The following is a 24,041-nucleotide window of genomic DNA, read 5'->3' as shown; positions in this document are numbered from 1 at the left end:
ATTTATTGATAATATGAAAAAATATTTTATTATAACATGGTTGTGTTTTTTATCTTTTATAGTAAGCGCACAAAATATCGAGCAAGAACAGCTAAATAAAAAGGATAGCGTAACCGTTATTGAGAACACAGAATCACTGATAAGTTTAGGCTACCACCGTACAACATCTTTAGAAAAGGGTAGCTCTGCTGCTACAAAGATTAGTAAAGAAATTCTTGAGAAATCACCTGAATTAGATGTAATGAAAGCACTTTATGGAAGAGTAGCAGGATTGAATGTTTATCAAGGAAGTGGAATTCCAGCACACAATCAGGCATCTTTTTCAATTAATGGACACGCACCTCTTGTATTAGTTGATGGCTATCCTCGTGATATTAGTTCTGTAACTATGCCGGAAATTGAATCGGTTACAGTTCTTAAAGACGCTGTTGCTGCTGCCTTGTATGGTGTTCGAGGTGCCAATGGAGTGGTTTTAGTTACAACTAAAAGAGGTATAAATTCCGAAATGAAAGTAACTGCAAATTATCAGTTTGGAATAAATAGACAATATCGCACTCCTGTTTTTGCTGATTCATATACTTATGCTAATAATTTAAATACAGCTTTAGGATTAGATGGGTTAGGTCCTCGTTATAACGCCAACGAATTGGAAGCCTTCAAATCTAATAACTATCCTTATGCGTATCCTAATGTAAATTGGAAAGACGAAGTTTATAATGACACAGGATATAACCACCAACTGGCACTTACATTTAGTGGTGGTAAAGAGAAATTCAAATTTTTCACGGCTGTTAATTATTCAAACGATAAGGCAATGTTTAACGATGAAGCATCAGACTCGCGTTACAACACGACTCCCACCGATGTAAAACTAAATTTACGTACAAATTTAGATATAAATCTTACAAAGAGCACACTGATTAAATTTGGAATAATGGGCCGTTTACGTGAAATAAACGGATCAAATAAAACTTATGATTTAATCTCATCAGTATATAGAACGCCTTCTGCAGCATTTCCTATTAAAACAGAGAATGGCATTTTTGGAGGAAATACAATATATGGTGCAAATAACCCAGTAGCTTTAAATAGCAGTAGTGGCCATAATAAAAATATTTTTGCAAGCTTATTTTCAGATTTACATATAAGGCAAGACCTAGATATCGTTACTCCTGGTCTTTATGCAGATGCGTCTATCGCGTTCGATTATCAGGGAGAAATGTATGAAGCATCATCAAAAGAATATCGCTATTCGGATGCGCAAGCAAATTTATTAGCAGATGGCACCTTAACAACAAATCCGATAGTGTATGGTGTAGATTCATCAACCTTATCTCATAGCCAAGGATTCTCTAACGTATATCTAAAAACCAACTTTCAGGCAAAGTTAGGCTATGACCGAACGTTTGACGAACATACCTTGAGTGGGACTGTAATATACGATCAGCAATCCTCTATCAGAAATATTAGAAATAACTCCAAAAAGAGACAGTCAATATTGGCAACGGCAGGCTACAGTTATAAGGATCGCTACATATTCAATGCTGTTGTAAACTATTCTGGAACAAGTTACCTTGAAAAAGGCAGCCGTTTTCACACCTACCCTGCTGCATCTGCTGCATGGGTAATTTCAAACGAGCAATTCATGAATAAATATTCAAATACAGTTGATTTGTTGAAATTAAGAGCATCCTACGGAACATCTGGTTGGGATGGAAATTCTAGGCATGAACTGTATTTGCAAAATTATGTTGGTGGAGGCGCCTATTACTTTGGAGATAATATAAATTATGCTGGAGGACTAACTGAAGGAACCCTTCCTGTTGAAAATTTAACTATCGAGAAATCAGCAAAAATGGTAACAGGTTTTGATCTTATAATGTTCAAACACAAATTATCGTTGTCAGTTGACGGCTTCTACGAGAAACGAAGTGATATTCTTGTACCGTCGTCTACTTCTATATCAGGGGTTTTCGGACTCGATGTGAGCGAACTCAATGCTGGTATAAATGTATATAAAGGCATAAATCTTGCCTTAGGTTGGAAAGATAAAATTGGAGATTTAGATTTTGGTATTTCAAGTAACATGTCCTATATCAAAACAACATCTGTAAATAGCAATCAAGCTTATCAGGAGTATGATTATTTGTATCACAAAGGAAATCAAGTAGGGCAATCTTATGGGTTGGAAGTTCTTGGTTTTTTCAATAATCAAGTAGAGATCAATAACAGCCCTATACAAACGTTCTCAAATACACTTCCTGGTGATATTCGCTATAAAGATCAGAATGGGGATAATAGGATTGACGACAAAGACATAGTAAAAATGTACGGTACTACTTCACCAGAGGTTTATTACGGAATTAATCTGAATCTTTCTTATAAAAGATTTGAGTTTTCTACCAACTTTCAAGGTGCAGCGGGCTTAACGGTTAATTTATTAGATAGTCCTTTATATGCACCCTTAGTAAATAATGGAAATATATCAAACACATTCTTGGAAAGAGAAACGCCTTGGACTCCACAAAACAGTATGAATGCCACTGTACCACGTTTAACAACTCAAAGCAATGCAAACAATTACAGAAATAATTCTTTATGGTATCGTAATGGGACTTTTCTGAAATTACGTAATATAAATATTGCCTATACAATACCTAAATCAATATTTAATGCTGAAATGAAAATCTATTTAGCAGGAACAAATTTATTTTCTGTAGACAATATTAAGTTTGCCGACCCTGAACAATTGGGCGCTACTTATCCTTCGCTAAGTTCTTATTGGGCAGGCATCAAACTTAATTTCTAAACTAATAATTTAACGCATATGAAAACAATAAATATTATACGAACACTATTGGTTATTGTTCTGCTGAGTTCATGTAGCCATCTCGATTTTGATGAAACCGATGGGTTGAAATCAGAAGAAGATGTTTATAAATATTTCAACTCGACTGAGCAAGTCCTTACGAATGTATATTCTTTTCTTCCTCAAGACTTAGGTACTATATCTGGAGCTATGAGAGATTGTGCCACTGATGATGCAGAGTTTGCTGCTACAGGAGGTGCTGTTCAGAGTTTTAACAATGGTTCTTGGTCGCCTTTAAATTCTTTGGATAACCAGTGGGATCTGTACAAAGGAATTCGTGCAGCCAATAAATTTTTGGTAAATATAGAAGACGCAGATTTCACAAGGTTTGAGCATAATATCGATTATAATTTGATTGTAAAAAAGCTCTCTTTCTTTCCTTATGAAGCGCGTTTGCTAAGAGCTTTTTATTTCTTTGAGCTTGCTCGCAGATATGGAGATATTGCAATGCCTATAACGGTATTGACTACAGATGAAGCAAATAATATCCAAAAAACAAAATTCAATGATGTGATAAATTTTATTGTTGCAGAATGTAATGAAGCAGCACTTAATCTACCTGATACTTATAAAGGCGTTACAGAACAAACAGGTAGGGTTACAAAAGGATTTGCATATGCTTTAAAATCAAAAGCTTTGCTTTATGCCGCTAGTCCGTTACATAATCCATCAAATGATATAAATGCATGGAAAGCATCGGCTAAAGCTGCGTTAGATTTAATCGATTTGAATTACTATAACTTGGAAAATGCAGAAACTGCAAACAGACTAGATTCTAAAGAAGCTGTTCTTTTTCGATTAAATAACGAAAATTCATATTTTGAATTAATCAATTTCCCTTTAAGGTATACAAAAGGTGGGCGTCATACCCCAGCAACTGCTACGTTCCCTTCCCAGAACTTAGTTGATGCCTTTGAAACCATAAACGGATATCCTGTAATCCTTCAAGTAGATGGATGGAAATCGGACGACCCTGCTTTCGACCCTAAGAATCCATACGCAAATCGTGACCCTCGTTTGGCAAGAGCCGTTTTAACAGATGGGGCCATGTTTAAAGGAAGTGAAATTGAAACCTATTTTGGCGGTACTGATTATGCTCCAGTAGCAGAGGGCGGTTCTCCAACTGGTTATTTCTTGAAAAAATATATTCAGCCAGAGGCTGATTTTACACCTGGTAATTTAGTAACGAAAAGACACTTATGGGTTATTTACCGTTATGCTGAAACATTACTAACCTATGCAGAGTCAATGATTGAAGCTTTTGGAGATGCAAATTATACGGATGCGACTTACACAAGGTCTGCATTATGGGCCATTAATGAAGTTAGATTAAATGCTGGAATGCCTTTAGTTACTCCTTCTTCAACCCAAGACTTTAGAGACAAAGTAAGAAATGAATGGCGTGTTGAGTTTGCTTTTGAAGACCACCGCTTTTGGGATATCAGACGTTGGAAAATTGGTAATAACACTCAGGAAAAACTCTATGGAGTAAGTATCAATAAAAAGGATGACGGAACCAAAACCTACCAAAAGACATTGTATGAAACGCGTTCTTGGAGCAACAAAATGTATTTATACCCCATACCTCAGGATGAGATATTTAAAAATCCAAACTTGGCGCCTCAAAACCAAGGTTGGTAAACAAAAATCGATTTTAATAAATAAGTGTTAATTTAAAATAAAAAAAAAATGAATAGAAAATCTAACCAATTATTGATCACTGGATTTAAGTACGTAGTAGCATTGTTATTTGTGCTGAATCTATTTTCTTGTCAAGAGTTAACTATTGACTCTCAAGCAGAATCTACCCCACTAATAGAAACAGATGCGCTTTCAGAATATACTGTGCTGGCTAGTACACCAAGCAACATTAAATTTGCGGTAAGTTCTAATATGCCATGGAGAATAGAAACCGATGCACAATGGTGTATACCAAGACCCGGATTAAGTTCTGCTAGTGCACTCGTTACAGAAGTTAATTTAGATATTGAATTGAATGATTTAGAAACTGAACGTACAGCTACATTGACTATCAATGCTGATGAGCTTGGGGAAGTGAAAAAAATCACGATTGTTCAAGCCGCTAAAGTAAAATTAGAAATTCAACCTATTGAAGATGAATTTGCAGCAGATGGAGATCAAAAACCTTTTACCATCGTTGCCAATAATGATTGGAGGGTAACATCGTCTAGTATTTGGTTAAGCTTTGATGTATCATCAGGAACAGGTAATAATCAGTTGGCGACAATTATGGCTAGCGCTGAAGCCAATACTGGTGCCGTGCGTACAGCAACCGTAACCATTAAAAGTGGTGTAGAAGAATATGCATTTGAAATCACTCAAAAAGGGGCGTTCTTAGAAATGGAGCCACTTACCCCAGAACAAATGGCTTTTGCAAGTTCAGGAGACTCTAAAGTATTTGATATTAGCTCAAATATTGAATGGAAAGCAGAATTGGTTGATGAAAATGATAGTTGGGTAACATTGGATACTACCAACGAAACATTAACAGTTACAGCAACAGGAAACACCGTGTTTACTGCTCGTGAAGCTCAAATTCTAATAACACCAACAGTGGCTGCTCAAGGCATTGATGATATTATTATAACCATAACTCAAGGAACACAATTTTGGGCAGATGTTGATGCTGGTTCTTCAGCTACGTTCAATGAGGCAGGTGGCGTTATATTAACAAGTGCAGGTAAAGCACGTATGGTAACCAACACGCCAATGAAATTGGGTACATATATTTGGAAACTATCTTCAGTAAATATTCCTTCAGATGCATGGTTTGATATAAATGGCTGGCCAAATGTGAGTCCTACAACTGCAAACCACCATACATATATTGGTTCAACAGAACATAATACAACAGCCGCAGGTGGATTTAGTTGGGCTATGGCAAATTATGATATTACGCAAAATGACATAGACAACCTAACGGAAATAAAGATGGTTATTGATCATGATCCTGATAATGCTGGTAAAGTAAAATTTACAGTGTCACTTAATGGAACTGAAATTGGATTTTTAAATAATCGAAATAACCCTTATACAGATCCAGCTGAAGAAGGAACAATATTCTATTTTGGATTTGCTGGTGGAGGCGCAGCTTCTTGTACAATTGATTCTTTTGAGGCAATTCCAATTGAATAACATTATAGATTGAGATGAAACACGCCATTGTAAATATCTCAAAAACAAGAGCATATATGCTTTGGCGCGTTTTATGGATACTTTTAAATAAAATATAAACAGATGAAAAGAATATTAAATAGAAAGACATATAGCTTTATGTTTTTTATGTCTGCTTTCGGACTTCTTATGAATCTATCTTCTTGTGATGAAGATAGTGAACCATTGAAGTCAGTCGATTTGCGATATAACCCGCAAGACAGTTATTATTTACCTGCTAGTGGAGCTGATCCCGTTGTGTTTCAAGTAAAATCTTCGGATCCATGGGAAGTTTATGGTACTAAAGATTGGATTACCGTTACACCAGCTCAAGGTGGTCCAGGGGAAATTTATGATGTCTCAGTTGCTTGCAGCGATAATACGGGTTTAGATGACCGTACAGATACTATTACCGTAAAAAGTGATTATTGGATTGGTAAACAATTTGCCATTATTCAAAAAGGGATAGCATATCTTAATTTGAGCAATAATAATGATACAATCCTAACGAAAGATATTGATACTAAATCTTTTACGGTTAATTCAAATCAAGATTGGTCTACAGAGATTGACTCTGAGATAGATTGGTTATCAATAGTATCAGGTTCTAGTGGAACACTTAATGGTGATGTTACCGTTCAAACAGTAGTTAACAAAGGAGAACAGCGAAGTGGCAAAGTTTTTGTCTATGATCGTCATCACGTTAAAATGGATTCTATAACTTTTGTACAAGATGGGGTGTTATTAAGACCCGAAACATTGTTAATAAAGAGTTTGTATGATGTTAAAACTGTAAATTTATCTGTTGAATCCAATGCAGATTGGACCGTTGTAAAAGGAAATGAAGATATTGAATGGTATTCCATTACCACAAATAGCTTTACGGGGAACGGTAATATAGAAATTGTATTGGATGATAACGCTGGGACAGGTGTTCGTAGTACTGAGTTGATTCTTTCGACTGTGCCATTCCCTGGCACCGAACCCGTTGTAAGAACCGTAGTTTTAAAACAAGGCAATAATCCATTACCGGTTCGTTATGAATTTGCTGATAGCGATTTAGGTACGAGATGGCAAACCAATCAAGGAACACCTGTGTTTAATGGAGATGCCACTTTTGCTTCCGCCCGTGTAACTCAAGGCAATATGGGGCCTGGGCTGTACTCGTTCAGATTAAAGCAAATGTCTGCAGATGCTTATTCAACTATTTACTTTACTTATGGAAGTATGGAAATAAGATGGCATGTTAGCGCCTCTAGTGGGGTTACCGACTTTAGTACGAGCCCTTGGACACCGCAAGAATCTAAGAACGTAGCAATCGATATCTCACAACCACATACTTTGTCGTTGAATCTGACAGATAATAATGGAGACATGCAAGTAGAATGGATTCTTGATGGCACCGTACTTTCTACCTATGTGGCAAATTCAGGATTTGTAGTTCCTTACGGAGCTGAATCATTTACATATCTTGGAGGCTCTGCCGGTTCTTGTGTTTATGACTGGTATGAATATACTGTACCTATTGATTGGGGAGAATAATCCTTTATCAATAAGCTAAAAAGAAGGAATGTTTTCTTTTAATAAAGATTAAGCATTCCTTTATTTTTTTACGATTAAGATGATCTACGAAAGCTTTAACAAAAGTGATTGGTAGCAATAATGATTTGGCAAACATTATTGGTTGAATCTGGCTGTAAAAAAAATCTTAAATAAATAATGTGTCTTATGAAAAAATACAAAACGATTATGTTTCTTTTATTATTAATTATAGGGTTAGTTAATGTGAATTGTTCGGACAACCTAAACGAAGAAACACCCGAAAATAAATTAATTTCATTCTCCATACAAGCAAATGACAAATCTTATACAGCTGTCATAGACACTAATGACAAAAAGGTTTCTATTGGAGGAATAGAATATACTTCCGATATCATTGGGGTTAAATACAAACTTTCAGAAGGAGCAACGATTTCTCCTGACCCAAAAACAAGAATTGAAGCATGGGGAAAAGAAGAAAAATTTACCATAACCTCATCAAATGGAAATAGCGTAATTTATACCGTTTTATTGACCGATCATAAAGGTCAAGCTAGTGAGGTAATTGTCTTTGAAGATAACTTTGATGGAAACTCGCTAAATACATCAAATTGGAACATAGTAAATAGTGGTAGTTCGGCATGGAACAATACAGCAATAAATGACCCCCTAGTTGTTGAAGTTTCAAACGGCACATTAAAGTTGAAAGGAATCAAAAACCCCAATTTCACAGGTAAGCTACAAGATGTTGAAAGCATTGACCGTTCTTCTGTTTGGACAGGTGCCATAGATTCTTCTCACAAGTTCGATTTCACATACGGTGAAGTTGAAATTCGTGCAAGAATCCAACAAGTTCCTCGCGCTTGGCCAGCCATATGGTTGCATCCTACTGACAATGTTTATGGATCTAATCCAAATAGTGGAGAAATTGACATGGTGGAAAGTCTTAACTATGATTCATTCTTTTATTCTACAATCCATACAGAATATCATTGGGCAAATAACAGACAGTATAGTAATGATCCTGAGCGATACACTACAAAAGCTGTAAACTTAACAAACTGGAATATATATAAAGTTGAATGGACCGAAAACAAAATTGATTTTATCTTAAATGGATTGGTTTACCATACATTTAATAGAGGTAACAACGATACTGTGAGTGGGTATCTTCGGTGGCCTTTTGATAAAGATTTCCATATCATCCTGAGCCAGCAAATTGGAGGTAGTTGGGTAGATGCTGAGGCAAATTCCAGCAATTGGGTTCTCAAAGAATCTAATTTGCCAGTTGTTATGGAGATTGATTATGTTAAAGTAATACAGAAATAGACGTGAGTGCAAGCAACACGCAAACTATAAAAACCACAACCGCCCAAGTAGGATAAATTTTTGCTTGGTTAATCTTATTATCAAAACGACTTTCAAAGAGTTCAATGGCTTTTATGTGTGAATCCATTTTTTGTTCATGTTTTTCAATAATAAACTTATACTTGGTTAAATCTATCTTGATTTTGGTGTTCTCTAAATGCTCATTGATTTTTTCCAGTTTATCTACACCATTTTTAAAATCGTTGATTTCATTTACTAGTAATGCTGTTAACTCTTCAAGTTTTGTCATGATTGTTATGTTTAATTTAATATCCGATGTCGATTCCTTTATCGATGGCTCTCTTAATAATGAACTTGGTGATCTTTAAGGCTAGGTTAGGTGTAAGGTTAACAACTTTATCTGCTAGTTTCACACTTACATTGCTGTCCTTTATTATGCTTGCTCCGTATTTTCCTAACATTTGTTTTCCAATATTTCCAAGAGACATATTGCGATGGACTTCACTGCCTTTTAGGTTATGACCATCAAACTCAAACCGAAAGCCCTGTAACTTGTTTTGGTTATTTATCGTTGGAATCACTTTAACACCATTAGTTTCCATCGCTTTTAAATAGGCATCAAAAGATTTTGGCTTAAATTGTTTCATGGTTAGATCATGCCTGCGTTTGATTTCTGTTCGTATTTCTCTAAGGTTAAATTCCTTTTCAAATTGTACTTGCTTTACGGTTGTGAGCCCCATGGTTTCAGCTACTTTTTCTGCTGCTAATTGACTGCGTTTTCCAATAAAGCTGTCATTATAGGCTACGCCATTAAAATCAATCCGATTGACATATAAATGAATATGCTTATGGTCTTTGTCTTGATGCACAAAGGCTATGGCTTGTCGTTCTCCAAGCTTCATCTCATGGATAAAACGTTTTGTGATGGCCTGTAACTCCCTTGTTTCTAATCGTTTGCCGTCTTCAATTGTTGGGCTAATAACAAATGACAAGGTGTTTTTTGAGCAATGGTAATTTTGATCTTGGAGCATTTTGAATTCTTGAGTGATTTCAGCTGGTGAATCCCCATGCAAAAATTCCTTCAATACAATTTCTGCATCTTTTTCCTGGTTCCATCCATATGCCATCGATGCTCTAGTATGTGATATACTTTTTCCCTTGCCAATCATTGTTGAAATTTTTTAAGATGTGCTTTGATTTCATTTGCTAAGTCATAGACTGTTTCAGTAAGCTTCGGATTCCGCATTTTGTACATGTTACCAATAGACTTAAAATTGTTATGGTATTTAATAAGCATTTTATAAAGTTCTATATGTTCATCTGTAAAACGTTCTGTAATTTCTTTTTCAAATAGACTACGCCGTATATATTCACTCAAGGTTAATCCGCTCCTTTTTGCTTTAACCTTTAGAAGCTTCTTTTCATAAACAGAACATCGAAACTTAACGAGGTCACCCTTCCCCTTAAACACTCTTTTTTCTTTGCGACCAAGGGGAGCAAACGAGAATGTGTCCACAGACACACATCTCGAATTCCTACCCAAGAGCATTTTCGTTTTAGATGAAGTGTCGTTAAAATCCAATTCTACACTATCTGAATTAATTAGTACATCGGTAGGAATCTCTACATACTGCTCCTTTTCATCTTTTGACTTAAAATTAAATAGCTGCTCTTTTTTCATGGTTCAGTAAATCGTTTAAATCTTTATAATTCACAAAGCTTGAACTCTTGTCAATTACATGTTTGTACTTATTAATTAAATATTGAGCTGCCTTTTGACCAGGGATATCATTATCCAAATACAGAGAAACAAAGGTGTATTTAGATATATATATTTCAATATCATTTCTAAAACTGATGGAATTTAAAACGAGGATATCTGAAGTTTTTAATAGATTACCATCTAATGTTGCAAGCGATAACAAATCAAACATCCCTTCCAAAATGATTACCTGCTTGTTGTTATTTTGGATGTAGGTATAAGATTTAGGGCTGCTGCTATTTTTAAAAATCTTATTGCGCAATTCCCAACCCCCTTTATTATTCTTTAATCCAATGGCGAAAAATTCAGATGCTTTATACTGGTACCAAACTTCTTTACAATAGATATTTGCAATGGCCCTAGATATACCTCTAGAATTTAAATATTGAACTAAAGCAGGGTGCATGATTTCTTGAATTTTAATGATTTCAATATTAGCATCTGTAATTATGTTAATAACCGTTGTATCACACTGATGCTGTTGTTCATTTATGTTAATTGGAATGGATTCACTTAAAAACATCAAGGTGTCTTTTATGGAACATTTCAAAATCTTGCATACTAGATCGATCACATTTCCGCCTATACCTTCGCCGTGATCATACCATCGATTCTTGGTTTTAGAGACTTTAAAAGAGGCTTGGGTTTCTGACCTGAAAGGACTTAGAAACCAAGCTTCTTTTTCCGTTGTCTTTTTGGGAAAGTGTCCTAATTTTTCCAGTGCTTTTTCCACTGAAAAATTACGGGCTGTTTCACAATTTATTTTTCTTTTCATTAGCCAATGTGTTTTTGGGTGTTTTTTTGATATTTTGATGATTTCATCTGTAAACCTCTATAAACATTAGGTTTTCTTAGTCATCAATTTTTCATCGTTTCATCATTCTTGATTTTTAATAGCCTTATCCTGTCATCATTATATTTTTTGATGACAAAATGATGAATAAATGATGACGGCTTTAGCCCCAGTAAATACAGCAGTATCTTCAATCTATCATCGTATCATCAAAATTTTTAGTTAAAAATGATTTTTGTACGGTAAAATATCTGCCTTTGGCATCCAATAAGTTTATATCGCCGTCCGTCCAGATCACAAATTTCTGGTAGCTATTTGAGTTGTCCTGGTTGATTAATTTCCAATCCCTTTTTAGCAACCGCCTGAGTTGTGTTAAATCTGTTTTTACTCGGGTCTTGTTAAGTGCTAATAAGGCATCCATTGGACATAGATGTACCTCTTCAAAATCAAATTTTTCAATGACGCTTAATAAAATGCTGGCTAGTTCCTTTTCCACGCGATTACGATTATTTTGAACCAGTTTTAATAATGCCTTGGTTTTTATTTGTTGTGGGGTAAACCACATTCGGGTCAAATGTTTTGAACTTAATTTTCTGTTTGTTAAAAAATGAATAAATGCAGGGATTTCTTTAATCAAGTTCTTCAGAAAATGAGTATTTTCATTTTCTATTACGGGTACTTTAATCACCCAGAATCTGGTTTCATTGGAATCTATCTTTATAAAACTCTCTTCATTATTGCTGCACAGAATAAACTTTCCAAAGAACTCAACCTCACGTTTGTCCTTGCCCTTGGCTTCCAGTTTATTGATATTGGTTGTACTCAGATATTTGATGCGCTCCGTGAGTTCTTCCTTATTGAACAGTGCTTCGTCAATACAGATGAGTAGCTTGTTTGCCCAGTCTGCATTGAACTGACTACTAAAGCTGTCATTAGTTAAATATGTCAGATTATTATCAAAGATCTCCTTGAGCCATTTTAAAAAGGTGCTTTTTCCTGTTGAACGCTCTTTGGAGACCAAACATAGAATGGGTAGTACTTGGATAGGTTTTAGATAAAGTAATTGTAAATAGTCCAAACCTAGTTCGTAGTGTTTTCCAAAGATGTGATTTATGAATTTTAGTGATAAGTTAATATCACCTTTCTTTGGTGATTTTCCCAAAGGAGAATAAATGTTATAGAACCACAGGTATTCCTGTTTAAAGTCTATATGGCTTGGAATACAGGTGAAGCCATCATATTTTAGAACTTTACTTAAATGGTCTTTACCATGGTCTTGCTTAATGGTCTCCATGTTCCAGTGCACCAAGATCTCATTAAAATGGCCTGCTATGGTCGGGGCTTTGACACGTTTATAATAGGAGGTGCCCACGCGTATATATGGTATCTGTTTCATAAGAATTGTTTTAGCACCCCAATAATATTAAGGTGTCATTATTTGTAGTTATATGAAAATGTTACCTATGGCTTTTATGGCGCATGGTATATGCCAAAGCTTCGGTTTCGATATCTTGATGTGATTTACGCTTATTTTGAAGCAACCAATCAACAAGTTTCTTCTTTTCGAAAAAGAGCATTTTTCCGTTGGGCTTTGAGTGTGGAATCTTTCCGGAAGCTGTTAGTTTATAAAGATAGCTTCTGGATATACCAGTATAGTCACAGGCTTCGTCGAAGGTTAAGACTTCTTTGCTGCCTATCAGTAGTTTTTCTAAACGATCTAATCGTTCAAGTATTAATAAAGTGTCCATTTTTATTGTTTTAGATTTATAAAATGAACAAAAGCGCTTTTGTTTTCCCTTCTGGGAGTATGGTAATAAAAGTATAAAATGAGGCTATTGAAAGAGGAGAGAAGCTTAATAAGTTATCAACAAATACTTGATAAACAGCATTTTATAACAAATATAATCAAAATTTATGAGCCAAACAGACCTAAATTATCTTTGGTTTATTATCATAACAAATGGCATCATTCATAATTGAGGTCAAAGCTGGTATTTTATTGAATTTTAGAGTTATTAACAAAAGAAAAAGAAGATGCTCAAGAAAAAAAAGAATTTAAAACGCTGATTTAGAAAATTGGTTTTGGTATGAGCATGTAGATATATGGTAACAAAAAATCAACGATCATAATATGTTATCAATCAAATTAATACACTTTAAATCTCAAATACAATCAATTGATATCATTTAATATGAACCTTTCAGAAAAAATCAAAATGTTGTACCTATGTTGTACCCACGCTATTTTTTGGAATAAAAAAAGGGCTTCATTTTCTTGAAACCCTTATTATTACTTGTAGCGAGAGGGGGGCACGATCCCCCGACCTCCGGGTTATGAATCCGACGCTCTAACCAACTGAGCTACCTCGCCATAATTTAAGGCTGCAAATATAAAAACAATATTGTTGTCAACAAACTTTTAATCGTGTAAAATATTATTAAAAATTACTGTAAAACTTATCAATTAATGTATATATTGAGCATCATAAATTTTACAGCACTTATGGACGATAAAATTAAATTTGAAATTGAATTTCCAATACACGCATCACCGCAATTATTGTATCAATATATCTCTACACCATCAGGTTTATCAGAGTGGTTTTCAGATAATGTAAACTCTCGAGGCGAGTTATTTACTTTTATTTGGGATGACAGTGAAGAGCAAGCAAAATTGTTAAGTAAAAAAAGCGGAGAACGCATTAAATTTAGATGGCTTAATGATGAAGATGATACGACTTCGTATTTTGAAATTAGAATTCAAGTAGATGAAATCACTAAAGACGTATCTTTAATGATAACCGATTTTGCTGAAGACGACGAAGTTGACGAGTCTAAAATGCTTTGGGAAAATCAAATTTCTAGTTTAAAGCAAGTATTAGGTTCTGCTTAATTAAATAAAACATAAATCAATTATATTTGTCCCACTTTTAATTCAAATGAAAGTGGGGTTTTTTATGATAAATTTTAACGAAAAAATTTTAGAATCAGATTCTAAATTATCTATATATAGTAGAGGTTTTAATTATGGCGACGCCCTTTTTGAAACCATTAAAACATCTTACGGAAAATTACTTTTTTGGGAAGACCATTATTTTAGGTTAATGGCATCAATGCGTATTATGCGCATGGAAATCCCAATGAATTTTACCATGGAATTCCTTGAAGAACAAATTCAAAAAACATTAGAGGCAAATAAATTACAACAAGCATCAGCTCGTGTTAAATTGATGGTGCAAAGAAACGAAGGGGGCTTGTATTTACCAGATACTAATACAGTTGATTTTATTATAATTACTCAATCTATTCAAGAAGACTTTTATTTGCTTAAAGAAGACTTTTACGAAGTCGATTTGTTTAAAGATTATTATGTTTCACCTACATTATTATCTACTTTAAAAACAAATAACAAAGCCATTAATGTTGTTGGAAGTATTTATGCCAAAGAGAACAGTTTGCATAATTGTTTGCTTTTAAACACGAATAAACATGTTATTGAAGCATTAAACGGAAATGTTTTTGTTGTAAAAGGAAATGTAATAAAAACACCACCAATTATTGATGGTTGTTTAAAGGGCATCATGAGAAAGCAACTTATTGATATTATAAATATGATTCCTGAATATGAATTGGTTGAGGCATCTGTATCACCATTTGAGCTTCAAAAAGCAGATGAAATTTTTATAACAAATGTTATTGTGGGTATTCAACCAGTAATAAAATATCGAAAAAAGACTTTTAGTAAAGAAGTATCAAAAATATTATTGCAAAAGCTAAATGTAAAAATAAGGTTAAGCTAGTTGTAATTTGGATTTTCTGGTGCGTTAGACCAAATGCTATATTCGCCACCAAACTCTAGCATTTTTTCTTTCCAAAACGATTTGTAATTTTTTTCAATAATATACTCTTTGTAAATATTATTAGTAACAACCCACGAGTTTGCTTTTAACTCTTCATCTAATTGATCTATTTCCCAACCAGAATATCCAAGGAAAAAACGAATATCGCTTTCTTTTATTGAGCCATTTGCTATAAGTTCTGTTACTTTACTAAAATCGCCTCCCCAATAAATACCTAAAGAAATTTCAATGCTTTCAGGTATTAAATCTGGTACTTTATGAATAAAATACAGGTTATCTTGCTCAACAGGACCACCATTGTAAACTTTAAATTCTGCCTCAACTTCGGGTACTAAATCACTAATGGTATATTCTAGAGGTTTATTTAGTATAAAACCTATCGAACCTTCATGCGAATGATCTGCCAATAAAACTATAGAACGGTTAAAAGAAACATCTCCTATTATGGCAGGTTCTGCGATTAACAAGTTACCTTTTTTCGGTTTAGTTGAAATCATTTTTTTGAGGAATTAGTAACTAAATCTAATATTTATTTATTAAAAATGCAACTGTTTGGGTATAATCAACAAAAAATGCCTTCATTTATGAAGGCATTTAAAGAATATAATAGGAGTAAATATTAGTTTACTGCACTTGATAAATCTGATCCAGCTTTAAACTTTACTACGTTTTTAGCTTTGATTTTGATAGTTGCTCCTGTTTGAGGATTTCTTCCTTCTCTTGCAGCTCTTTTAGAAACTGACCAAGATCCGAATCCTACTAAAGAAACTCTGTTACCTTTTTGTAAAGCTCCTTCAATTTCAATAATTGCGCATTCTAAAGCTTTTTTTGCAGCTGCTTTAGTAATTCCTGCGTGTTCTGCCATTGCGTCGATTAAATCTGTTTTGTTCATAATATAAAATTTAATTATTAATAAATTGGTTAAACATTTTTGTTAAATCCTTTACAAATTTATACGGATTATCCAACCACGCAAGTAATAGCAAGGGAAATACCTTCTATTGTTGATAACTTAATGCTTTTGTTAATAAAGACCATGCGTTTTGTCGATGTTTTTAAAATATGAGTGAGAATAAGGGTTTAGAGCATTTTGGCATTGGTGTGAAAAGCATACCCATTTAAAAGCGATTTTACATCCATAGTTCGCTTACCCGGAAGCTTAATTTCTTGTATAATAATGCAACCATTTGTAACGGCAACTTTTAATTCATTTTTATCAGAAATAATAGTTCCTGTTTTTAAAGTATGAGTCATTATTTCTTTTTCTGCAGCATAAATTTTTATATCGAATTCATCCTCGCCATTAATTAAGGTACACCACGCCGCAGGGTACGGACTTAAGCCACGAATCTTATTATATATATTATTTATGGAGTCGTTCCAATTAATTTTACAATTGTCTTTATTTAACTTATGCGCTGTTTTAATATGGTCGGAATCAATTTGAGGTACCGTTTTTACATTACCTTTTTCAATTAAAGCAACAGTGTTTAAAACTAGACCGCTACCAATACTCATTAATTTATCATGTAAACTCCCAGCATTTTCATCTTCATCAATATCAATTTCTTCTTGAAGAATCATTTCGCCAGTATCAATCTTTTCATCAATAAAAAATGTTGAAACCCCAGTTTCTGTTTCACCATTAATAATAGCCCAATTAATTGGCGCTGCACCACGGTAATTTGGTAATAAGGAAGCATGTAAGTTAAACGTACCATATTCTGGCATTTGCCAAACCACTTTTGGTAACATTCTAAAAGCTACGACTATTTGAAGATTGGCTTTTAATGCTTTTAATTCATTTATAAAATCTTCGTTTTTTAAATTGGTAGGTTGTAAAATGTTTAAGTCAACAGATTTTGCATATTGCTTTACTGCGCTTTCGTTTAGTTTACGTCCGCGACCCGCAGGTTTATCTGGCGCTGTAATAACACCAACAACATTATAGTTGTTTTCTACTAAAGTTTTTAAAGTCGCCACAGCAAAATCTGGCGTACCCATAAAAACAATTCTTAAATCTTTCATCTGTTTAAAATTTGTGTATAGCTATTATTTAGTATATATAATTGTTTTTATTTGCCATATGCTCATTAAAGGCTTCATAAGTGCTTTAATTTATAAGTGTTAGTTTGTGTAATGGCAATAATGTTATGTTCTAAAAGTAACTTTAAAACGGTTTTTACATCTTTCTCAGAACAATTTAAAGTAGTACTAATTAGTCGAGATGAAAGATCGCCGTTTTCCAGTAATTCTATTATACGTTTTTTTATGGTATTAATATCTTGTGGTTTACTCTCTTTTTTAGTTGAAGCACAAACCGAACAAATACCGCAAGGCTTAACATCTTTTTCACCAAAATAGGCGAGGAGTTGCATGCTTTTACAAACCGTATCATTTTTAATATAATCCAGCATGCTTTTAACTTGCTGTTGTTTTAGTTTGTTTTGTTGCTCAATAATAGTAGCGATTCTATTTATGGTTTTATCGTCTTCACGCGGTTGAATAAAAGTGATTTGCGCATCAGTTTTAGCTAAATCCAGAGAGATGATTTGATTGTTCTCCAATTCATGTAAGGCATTAATTAATTCAGATTCTGTAACCGAAGCTTTTTCTGCAATACGCTTTAAATCTATTTTAGTAATATGGTCGAAAATACCACCATACATTCTAAGCATCGATTTTACTATAAGATTTAATTCTTGATGCGTTTCTAAGTAATTAAATAAAGCCGAACTTGAAATAATAAACTGAACCGTGACCTTATTTTTAAACTGTTTTGATAATGTGATGACACTATTTCTGTCTAAAAGCAATAAGGTATTATAACATAAAATCGAACTAAAACTGTACGTTTTACAAAACGTATTAAAATCGAAATCGTTTGTTATATACTCACCTTCACCATACGATATTTGAAAATAACTACACAGTTTTCTGTACACTTGTTTTACAAAATTTACCGTTGGTAACACCTTTAAAAACTGATTTTTAACCAAAACGGCATCACTATTATTCTTTAAAATAACAGCAAAAGCTTTGTCGCCATTTCTTCCAACACGACCAGCTTCTTGAAAATAACTTTCTATGCTTTCTGGTAAGTTTAAGTGAATAACTGTTTTTACATCGGGTTTATCAATGCCCATTCCAAAAGCATTTGTAGCCACCATAACTTGTTTTTGGTTGTTTAACCAAGCATTCATGTTTGCATCCTTTTCGTCATTTGAAAGCCCACCGTGATAATGTGTTGCTGTAATATTTTTTGACTTTAAAAAAGATGACAACTCCAACGTTAGTTTTCTGTTTCTAACGTAAATGATGGATGAGGCGCTATATTTTTTTAAAATGCTTTCAATACGGTAATATTTATCGTTTTCATGATAAACCATGTAGCCTAAATTGGGCCTATAAAACGACTGTTTAAATATTTTTGGTTGAATAAAATCGAGTTCTTTTGTAATATCCTCAATAACTTCAGGTTTAGCAGACGCCGTTAAAGCAATTACGTTTGTACTAGGTTGCAGTTGTCGCAATAATGTAATGTTTTTATATGCTGGTCTAAAATCGCTTCCCCATTGCGATATGCAATGCGCTTCATCAACAGCAATTAAATTCACGTTCATTAACCTGATTCGGTCCTGTACTAATTCTTGTTGTAAGCGTTCGGGCGAAAGGTATAGAAATTTGTAATTTCCGTAAATACAATTATCTAAAAGGGTGTCTAATTCACTATACGAAATCCCACTCGTTAACGCCATGGCTTTTATGCCTTTATTGTTAAGTTGCTGCACTTGGTCTTTCATAAGTGCGATTAAGGGCGAAATAACTATACAAATGCCTTCTTTTACTAAAGCTGGAATTTGAAAACATAATGATTTTCCGCCACCAGTCGGTAACAAAGCAAAGGTGTCTTCTCCTTCAAGTACGGCATTTATAATAGCTTCTTGGTTGGGTTTAAAGGCTGTAAATTTCCAATAGCGTTCTAATATGTTTATGGGATGTTCCATCTTACATATTTAAAGTATTAAGTATGTAATCAACTCGTTTTTCAACCGTATCAAAAGGCACATCAATCAATTTATAATTAAAAGTTTGATAGGTGTTAAGTAAATGTTCGTGAATTTTCAAAGCGTCTTCAAAACTTTCATAACGTTCGTTATCACTCACATAAATATCATGCCAAGGTTTTAAAATAAATACGCAATCGTAAACACTATCCTTACAAACATCAATAAAATAGTGCGGATAGGTATCGCCAATAAAGTCCATATAAGCTAAAACATCAGGAACGCCACGATCTAAAAAAACAACACCAGTATTTAAGTTTTTAGTGTCATTATATTGTTGTTCGCGACCTCTTAAAAGCAATTCACTAAACAGTAAAGGGTTTGTTAAAAACAGTTGATCTATTCCGTTTTTTTTAGCATCAAGAGTTACTTGACGCGAAATTTCTTCTAAGCACGTATAACCACGACTAATTAATTCGTTAATAATGCTAGACTTTCCTGTTCCTGGGCCACCAGTTATAACAATTCTTTTAATATCCAAATAGTTGAGATTTATGCTGTAAAAATCGGAATTTAACTTCTATAAAAAAAATCCAAATAAACAGTATCTTTGCAACTTATTAAATAATTTATGAGCACACCTCCAAATTCGGAAGAATTCTACGAAAAACTAAAAACCCAATTGCACGATACGGCGCTTTGGCCTACAGAATACTTATATAAATTTATTGTAAAATCAGATTTAGAAAAAATAGCTAAACTTGAGGCTATTTTTGATAATATGGGCGCTGTTATAAATACAAAAGAATCTAAAAACGGAAAATACACAAGTGTATCGGTTAACTTGCTTATGCGAAATCCTGATGCTGTAATTGAAAAGTATAAAGAAGTCGCAGAAAAAGTAGAAGGTGTGATAAGCCTTTAGTTTTTTTTTGTATTTTGCGCAAGCATAACAACTACGTGCACAAATATATAATCTACACATTTATTTTGATAGACGATTTAGAATACAACACAGAGCGTGAGCATTTAATCATTCCAGAATACGGACGCCACATGCAGAAAATGATTAATCATGCAAAAACAAGAGAAACAAAAGAAGAACGTAATAAATTAGCTAAAGCCATTATTTCGGTAATGGGTAATATGCAGCCACATTTAAGAGATGTTCCAGATTTTCAACATAAACTTTGGGATCAGCTTTTTATTATGGCTAATTTTGAATTAGATGTTGATTCTCCTTACGAAAAACCTACTAAGGAACTCCTAGAAGAGCGTCCTGAACCTTTAAAATACCCCCAAAATTTCCCGAAGTATCGTTTTTACGGAAACAATATTAAGACGATGATTGACGTTGCTAATACTTGGGAAGCAGGCGAACTTAAAGAAGCTTTAACGTATACGATTGCAAATCATATGAAAAAGTGTTTTTTAAATTGGAATAAAGACACGGTTGAAGATGCAGTTATTTATAATCATTTATTTGAATTATCAAACGGTGACATAGATTTACGAAATTCTGAAGAAGAATTATCAGATTCAACAAGCTTGATGCGTACCAAAACTAAATACAGTAGTAATAATAAGAAAGGCGGACACCAAAAAAAGAATCAAAGTAACCGTCAAAGAAAACGCTATTAAGGGTATTTATGGGAACATTTAAAATTGAAGGTGGTCACCAATTAAAAGGAAGTATTAGACCACAAGGTGCTAAAAACGAAGCGTTACAAATTTTATGCGCTGTTTTATTGACTCCAGAAGTTGTTACAATACACAACATTCCAGACATTGTAGATGTTAATAAACTTATTAGTTTATTAAAAAAACTAGGTGTTAAAATAGAAAAACAATCACAAGGGACGTACACTTTTCAAGCAGATGATGTTAATTTAAAATATCTGGAATCTCCAGAATTTAAAGAAGATGGTAAAGGACTTCGAGGATCTATAATGATTGTTGGTCCTTTGTTAGCGCGCTTCGGTAAAGGGTATATTCCAAAACCTGGAGGCGATAAAATTGGTCGTCGTCGTTTAGACACTCACTTTCTGGGCTTTATAAAACTAGGTGCTAAATTTAGATACAGTAAAGAAGACCATTTTTACGGTGTTGAAGCCGATAAGCTAAAAGGTACATACATGTTGCTTGAAGAAGCTTCAGTTACCGGAACAGCAAATATTGTTATGGCTGCTGTTTTAGCCGAAGGACAAACCACTATTTACAACGCAGCTTGCGAACCTTATTTACAGCAACTTTGTAAAATGCTGAATAGAATGGGCGCTAAAATTAGTGGCGTAGGTTCTAATATGCTAATTATTGATGGCGTTGAAAGCTTAGGCGGAACCGACCATACCATGCTTCCAGATATGATTGAAATTGGAAGTTGGATTGGTTTAGCGGCAATGACAAAAAGTGAATTAACCATTACTAATGTGTCTTGGGACGATTTAGGTGTGATACCAAATGTGTTTAGAAAATTAGGTATTACTGTAGAAAGACAAGGCGATAACATTCATATTCCTGCACATACAGAGGGTTACGAAATACAAAATTTTATTGATGGTTCTATTTTAACCATTTCTGATGCACCTTGGCCAGGGTTTACTCCAGATTTATTAAGTATTATATTGGTTGTGGCTACACAAGCTAGAGGAAGTGTTTTAGTCCATCAAAAAATGTTTGAAAGCCGTTTGTTCTTCGTTGATAAATTGATTGATATGGGCGCAAAAATTATACTTTGCGATCCGCATCGTGCTACCGTTATTGGGCATGATTTTAAATCGACTTTAAAAGCCACTACCATGACCTCGCCAGATATTCGTGCTGGAGTATCCTTATTAATTGCTGCTTTATCTGCAAAAGGCACATCTACGATTATGAATATTGAGCAAATAGATCGTGGTTACGAAAACATTGATGAGCGTTTGCGTGCTATTGGTGCTCATATTGAGAGGATAGAGTAGTCTTATTCTGTTTTGAATTTAGTGGCGATAACTTTTATTCTTAAAAAATTAATTTGTTATTTGAAAAACCACTAGGTAAAATTTAACGGTAGTGGGGCTATACAACAATATAAATTTAACAAGTTTTCCATTACTGTAAAATAATTATAGTAGTCATTATTTTTTGTCTATATTTATTTACTTTTAAAGTCTCTCATAATGTTGATGAATTACTAGTGCATTAATTAACCATTATGACAACAATAAAATCATCCGGAGTTGATTGTTTTGAAGATTTAAACCATCTATCACAGAGCTTAGGTAAGAAAATAAATAGGGAAGAGGGTTTTTGTAGTACACATTTAGATCCATCTTATGGTGAAGGCTTAATAACAGCTACTAAACTCTCCAACGAAATTTCGGTATTTATATTCGACTTTGTACTTCAACAGGATTTAGAATGGCATTTCGAAAAAGCACTGTTAAGAAGTATAGATTTTATCTTTTGTTTAGAAGGTTCAGCATATCATAAATTCAATAAATTTAGTTACGAACAAATTAACTTTAGGCAAAACTTTATTGTGAGCCGCAATAAAAAATCTTCGAGTACTATAAAATTTTCTGCTCATACACCTATAAAAATGACCCTTATTTCTTATAAGCCCGATTTTAAAAAAATAGGTGATAAAGACGATCTTGGATTACGAAAAATTGCCTTCAGAATTTTGTCTGATACATATTTAAAAGAGGATGATTATCGTTATTCAGGAAGAATTTGTTTTAGAACCTCTAATTTTGTTAGTGATGTTATAAAGTATTCATTTAATTCGTCATCGGAAATTTTGTTTAAGGAAGCAGCCATTATTAATACGCTAGCATCTCAAATTGATAGGCACGATAAAAATATTAATAGTAAATATAGAGACGCTCCCATTCATCAGTTTGAAATAGACTAAATTCTAGCCACAGTTAATTTTATCTCCAATAATTTAAGCGAAAACCTAAGCGTTTCGCGGTTACAGAAAATTTCTGGGCTTGCCCCAGATAAGTTACAAAAAGGCTTTAAATATTTGTTTAATAAGAGTGTGAATGTTTATATTACTGAAAAGCGATTAGACAAAGCGGCACAACTTATTTATGAAACCGATTTTAATGTTTCAGAATTGGTGTATAGTGTAGGCTTTAGTAGTAGAAGTTATTTTTCCAAGATATTTAAAAGATATTTTGGTGTGTTGCCCTCTCAATGTGTTACCAATCCACAGTTAATTAATAAAGTAATTGCTAGTTAAATAAAATATGTATTATTCCGTAATTTATCGGTCAAGTGCTGAACCAAATTTTTCTCAAAAGGAAATAAATTATATGCTTTTAAAAGCAAAACAGCATAATAAAATGCAGGGGATTACCGGTTGCATTATTTACAGTAATAATCAGTTTATTCAAATTATTGAAGGCAACAAAGATGTCATATTAGACTTGTATACTAAAATAAAAGCCGATGATAGGCATTTTGATGTTACAACACTCATAGAAGAACCTTCAAAAGAAATGCTTTGGGACGATTGGTCTATGGCATTTTATGATTTTTCTGGGACTGCCGAACAGAACAATTACAGCAGAATGCTTTTGGAGACTTATTTTGAAAATGCAAATAGTAAGAACAAGTCTTCAGAGGTGTTTTTAACATTAAAAAAGAATGTTATTAAATTGATTAGCACGATTTAAATTTGTAGCAGTAAGGTTTTTAAAACGAAGCTACCGCTAAGCTT

General features: G+C 33.6%; 24 protein-coding genes and 1 tRNA gene. 13 read left to right on the top strand and 12 right to left on the bottom strand.

The annotated features are described in order from the left end of the window. Positions 1-13: 13 nt before the first annotated feature. From RG22_RS02090 to RG22_RS17175, 5 genes are all read left to right on the top strand, one after another. The gene (locus tag RG22_RS02090) at positions 14-2,809 is read left to right on the top strand and encodes a SusC/RagA family TonB-linked outer membrane protein (RefSeq protein ID WP_052143813.1); all 2,796 of its coding nucleotides are present in this window, start codon (positions 14-16) and stop codon (positions 2,807-2,809) included. Between the two features lie 18 nt (positions 2,810-2,827). Further along, entirely contained in the window at positions 2,828-4,510 is a 1,683-nt protein-coding gene (locus RG22_RS02085) for a RagB/SusD family nutrient uptake outer membrane protein (protein ID WP_034040444.1), read from the top strand. A 48-nt stretch (positions 4,511-4,558) separates the two neighbouring features. Further along, positions 4,559-6,025: a BACON domain-containing protein gene (locus RG22_RS17180; RefSeq protein WP_052143592.1), complete on the top strand. Its 1,467-nt coding sequence runs from the start codon at positions 4,559-4,561 to the stop codon at positions 6,023-6,025. Between the two features lie 102 nt (positions 6,026-6,127). Then, entirely contained in the window at positions 6,128-7,585 is a 1,458-nt protein-coding gene (locus RG22_RS02075; RefSeq protein WP_081997642.1) for a BACON domain-containing protein, read from the top strand. A gap of 186 nt (positions 7,586-7,771) precedes the next feature. After that, on the top strand, positions 7,772-8,911 hold the full coding sequence (locus RG22_RS17175) for a DUF4971 domain-containing protein (protein ID WP_052143591.1): 1,140 nt from the start codon (positions 7,772-7,774) through the stop codon (positions 8,909-8,911). Here RG22_RS17175 and RG22_RS02065 read toward each other — a convergent pair. From RG22_RS02065 to RG22_RS02035, 7 genes are all read right to left on the bottom strand, one after another. Further along, positions 8,892-9,200, bottom strand: coding sequence for a DUF6730 family protein (locus RG22_RS02065; protein WP_034040442.1), 309 nt, complete (start codon positions 9,198-9,200; stop codon positions 8,892-8,894). The two genes, RG22_RS17175 and RG22_RS02065, sit on opposite strands and share 20 nt — an antisense overlap. Before the next feature lie 16 nt (positions 9,201-9,216). Continuing rightward, positions 9,217-10,080: a relaxase/mobilization nuclease domain-containing protein gene (locus RG22_RS02060; RefSeq protein WP_034040440.1), complete on the bottom strand. Its 864-nt coding sequence runs from the start codon at positions 10,078-10,080 to the stop codon at positions 9,217-9,219. Further along, positions 10,077-10,592 (bottom strand): mobilization protein MbpA, encoded by a 516-nt coding sequence (gene mbpA / locus RG22_RS18070; protein WP_244462103.1) that lies wholly within the window; start codon positions 10,590-10,592, stop codon positions 10,077-10,079. Before mbpA ends, RG22_RS02060 begins: the two co-directional genes overlap by 4 nt. Beyond that, complete coding sequence (locus tag RG22_RS02050; protein WP_052143590.1) at positions 10,570-11,448, bottom strand: toprim domain-containing protein; 879 nt, start codon at positions 11,446-11,448, stop codon at positions 10,570-10,572. Before RG22_RS02050 ends, mbpA begins: the two co-directional genes overlap by 23 nt. Before the next feature lie 208 nt (positions 11,449-11,656). Then, the gene (locus RG22_RS02045) at positions 11,657-12,862 is read right to left on the bottom strand and encodes a primase-helicase family protein (RefSeq protein ID WP_034040438.1); all 1,206 of its coding nucleotides are present in this window, start codon (positions 12,860-12,862) and stop codon (positions 11,657-11,659) included. Positions 12,863-12,923: 61 nt separating this feature from the next. Then, positions 12,924-13,214, bottom strand: coding sequence for a helix-turn-helix domain-containing protein (locus RG22_RS02040; protein WP_034040436.1), 291 nt, complete (start codon positions 13,212-13,214; stop codon positions 12,924-12,926). 549 nt (positions 13,215-13,763) lie between these two features. Beyond that, a tRNA-Met gene (locus RG22_RS02035) sits at positions 13,764-13,837 on the bottom strand. A gap of 132 nt (positions 13,838-13,969) precedes the next feature. Between RG22_RS02035 and RG22_RS02030 the strand changes: the two genes are divergently transcribed. Further along, positions 13,970-14,359, top strand: coding sequence for an START-like domain-containing protein (locus RG22_RS02030; protein ID WP_034040434.1), 390 nt, complete (start codon positions 13,970-13,972; stop codon positions 14,357-14,359). Between the two features lie 64 nt (positions 14,360-14,423). Then, positions 14,424-15,266 (top strand): aminotransferase class IV, encoded by an 843-nt coding sequence (locus tag RG22_RS02025; RefSeq protein WP_034045598.1) that lies wholly within the window; start codon positions 14,424-14,426, stop codon positions 15,264-15,266. Here the strand turns inward: RG22_RS02025 and RG22_RS02020 are convergent. The 5 genes from RG22_RS02020 to RG22_RS02000 all read right to left on the bottom strand — a co-directional run bounded on the left by RG22_RS02020 (position 15,263) and on the right by RG22_RS02000 (position 19,874). Continuing rightward, positions 15,263-15,823 (bottom strand): YqgE/AlgH family protein, encoded by a 561-nt coding sequence (locus RG22_RS02020; protein WP_034040432.1) that lies wholly within the window; start codon positions 15,821-15,823, stop codon positions 15,263-15,265. The genes RG22_RS02025 and RG22_RS02020 overlap by 4 nt on opposite strands. A 122-nt stretch (positions 15,824-15,945) precedes the next feature. Next, complete coding sequence (locus tag RG22_RS02015) at positions 15,946-16,218, bottom strand: HU family DNA-binding protein (protein ID WP_034040429.1); 273 nt, start codon at positions 16,216-16,218, stop codon at positions 15,946-15,948. Between the two features lie 188 nt (positions 16,219-16,406). Beyond that, entirely contained in the window at positions 16,407-17,354 is a 948-nt protein-coding gene (gene fmt / locus RG22_RS02010) for a methionyl-tRNA formyltransferase (protein ID WP_204244171.1), read from the bottom strand. Between the two features lie 74 nt (positions 17,355-17,428). Then, on the bottom strand, positions 17,429-19,333 hold the full coding sequence (locus RG22_RS02005) for a RecQ family ATP-dependent DNA helicase (RefSeq protein WP_034040428.1): 1,905 nt from the start codon (positions 19,331-19,333) through the stop codon (positions 17,429-17,431). A 1-nt stretch (position 19,334) separates the two neighbouring features. Continuing rightward, positions 19,335-19,874 carry an AAA family ATPase gene (locus RG22_RS02000; RefSeq protein ID WP_034040425.1) on the bottom strand — a complete coding sequence of 180 codons (540 nt, stop codon included), beginning with the start codon at positions 19,872-19,874 and terminating at the stop codon, positions 19,335-19,337. A gap of 90 nt (positions 19,875-19,964) precedes the next feature. Between RG22_RS02000 and RG22_RS01995 the strand changes: the two genes are divergently transcribed. From RG22_RS01995 to RG22_RS01970, 6 genes are all read left to right on the top strand, one after another. Then, entirely contained in the window at positions 19,965-20,258 is a 294-nt protein-coding gene (locus RG22_RS01995) for a DUF493 family protein (protein ID WP_034040423.1), read from the top strand. A gap of 65 nt (positions 20,259-20,323) precedes the next feature. Beyond that, positions 20,324-20,974 (top strand): DUF4290 domain-containing protein, encoded by a 651-nt coding sequence (locus tag RG22_RS01990; RefSeq protein WP_034045595.1) that lies wholly within the window; start codon positions 20,324-20,326, stop codon positions 20,972-20,974. 8 nt (positions 20,975-20,982) lie between these two features. Continuing rightward, a complete protein-coding gene (murA, locus tag RG22_RS01985; protein ID WP_034040421.1) occupies positions 20,983-22,293 on the top strand; it encodes a UDP-N-acetylglucosamine 1-carboxyvinyltransferase in 1,311 nt (436 codons plus the stop codon). Positions 22,294-22,526: 233 nt separating this feature from the next. After that, positions 22,527-23,228, top strand: a complete 702-nt coding sequence (locus tag RG22_RS01980) for a hypothetical protein (RefSeq protein WP_034040419.1) — start codon at positions 22,527-22,529, stop codon at positions 23,226-23,228. Continuing rightward, positions 23,229-23,561 carry a helix-turn-helix domain-containing protein gene (locus RG22_RS18065; RefSeq protein WP_081997640.1) on the top strand — a complete coding sequence of 111 codons (333 nt, stop codon included), beginning with the start codon at positions 23,229-23,231 and terminating at the stop codon, positions 23,559-23,561. 7 nt (positions 23,562-23,568) lie between these two features. Next, on the top strand, positions 23,569-23,997 hold the full coding sequence (locus RG22_RS01970) for a BLUF domain-containing protein (protein WP_081997639.1): 429 nt from the start codon (positions 23,569-23,571) through the stop codon (positions 23,995-23,997). The last annotated feature ends 44 nt before the right edge of the window (positions 23,998-24,041 follow it).

The organism is Wocania ichthyoenteri Th78, from assembly GCF_000789235.1.
GTDB classification, from domain to species: Bacteria; Bacteroidota; Bacteroidia; order Flavobacteriales; family Flavobacteriaceae; genus Wocania_A; species Wocania_A ichthyoenteri.
This window is presented reverse-complemented; position numbering and strand designations above follow the sequence as displayed.

Coding starts and splice junctions, on each gene's coding strand:
- fmt (WP_204244171.1), bottom strand. CDS start 17,354: ATGAAAGATTTAAGAATTGTTTTTATGGGTACGCCAGATTTTGCTGTG.
- RG22_RS01970 (WP_081997639.1), top strand. CDS start 23,569: ATGTATTATTCCGTAATTTATCGGTCAAGTGCTGAACCAAATTTTTCT.
- RG22_RS02040 (WP_034040436.1), bottom strand. CDS start 13,214: ATGGACACTTTATTAATACTTGAACGATTAGATCGTTTAGAAAAACTA.
- RG22_RS01980 (WP_034040419.1), top strand. CDS start 22,527: ATGACAACAATAAAATCATCCGGAGTTGATTGTTTTGAAGATTTAAAC.
- RG22_RS02085 (WP_034040444.1), top strand. CDS start 2,828: ATGAAAACAATAAATATTATACGAACACTATTGGTTATTGTTCTGCTG.
- RG22_RS02005 (WP_034040428.1), bottom strand. CDS start 19,333: ATGGAACATCCCATAAACATATTAGAACGCTATTGGAAATTTACAGCC.
- RG22_RS02020 (WP_034040432.1), bottom strand. CDS start 15,823: ATGATTTCAACTAAACCGAAAAAAGGTAACTTGTTAATCGCAGAACCT.
- mbpA (WP_244462103.1), bottom strand. CDS start 10,592: ATGAAAAAAGAGCAGCTATTTAATTTTAAGTCAAAAGATGAAAAGGAG.
- RG22_RS17175 (WP_052143591.1), top strand. CDS start 7,772: ATGAAAAAATACAAAACGATTATGTTTCTTTTATTATTAATTATAGGG.
- RG22_RS02030 (WP_034040434.1), top strand. CDS start 13,970: ATGGACGATAAAATTAAATTTGAAATTGAATTTCCAATACACGCATCA.
- RG22_RS02090 (WP_052143813.1), top strand. CDS start 14: ATGAAAAAATATTTTATTATAACATGGTTGTGTTTTTTATCTTTTATA.
- RG22_RS17180 (WP_052143592.1), top strand. CDS start 4,559: ATGAATAGAAAATCTAACCAATTATTGATCACTGGATTTAAGTACGTA.
- RG22_RS02025 (WP_034045598.1), top strand. CDS start 14,424: ATGATAAATTTTAACGAAAAAATTTTAGAATCAGATTCTAAATTATCT.
- RG22_RS02050 (WP_052143590.1), bottom strand. CDS start 11,448: ATGAAAAGAAAAATAAATTGTGAAACAGCCCGTAATTTTTCAGTGGAA.
- RG22_RS02065 (WP_034040442.1), bottom strand. CDS start 9,200: ATGACAAAACTTGAAGAGTTAACAGCATTACTAGTAAATGAAATCAAC.
- murA (WP_034040421.1), top strand. CDS start 20,983: ATGGGAACATTTAAAATTGAAGGTGGTCACCAATTAAAAGGAAGTATT.
- RG22_RS02075 (WP_081997642.1), top strand. CDS start 6,128: ATGAAAAGAATATTAAATAGAAAGACATATAGCTTTATGTTTTTTATG.
- RG22_RS02060 (WP_034040440.1), bottom strand. CDS start 10,080: ATGATTGGCAAGGGAAAAAGTATATCACATACTAGAGCATCGATGGCA.
- RG22_RS02015 (WP_034040429.1), bottom strand. CDS start 16,218: ATGAACAAAACAGATTTAATCGACGCAATGGCAGAACACGCAGGAATT.
- RG22_RS01995 (WP_034040423.1), top strand. CDS start 19,965: ATGAGCACACCTCCAAATTCGGAAGAATTCTACGAAAAACTAAAAACC.
- RG22_RS02045 (WP_034040438.1), bottom strand. CDS start 12,862: ATGAAACAGATACCATATATACGCGTGGGCACCTCCTATTATAAACGT.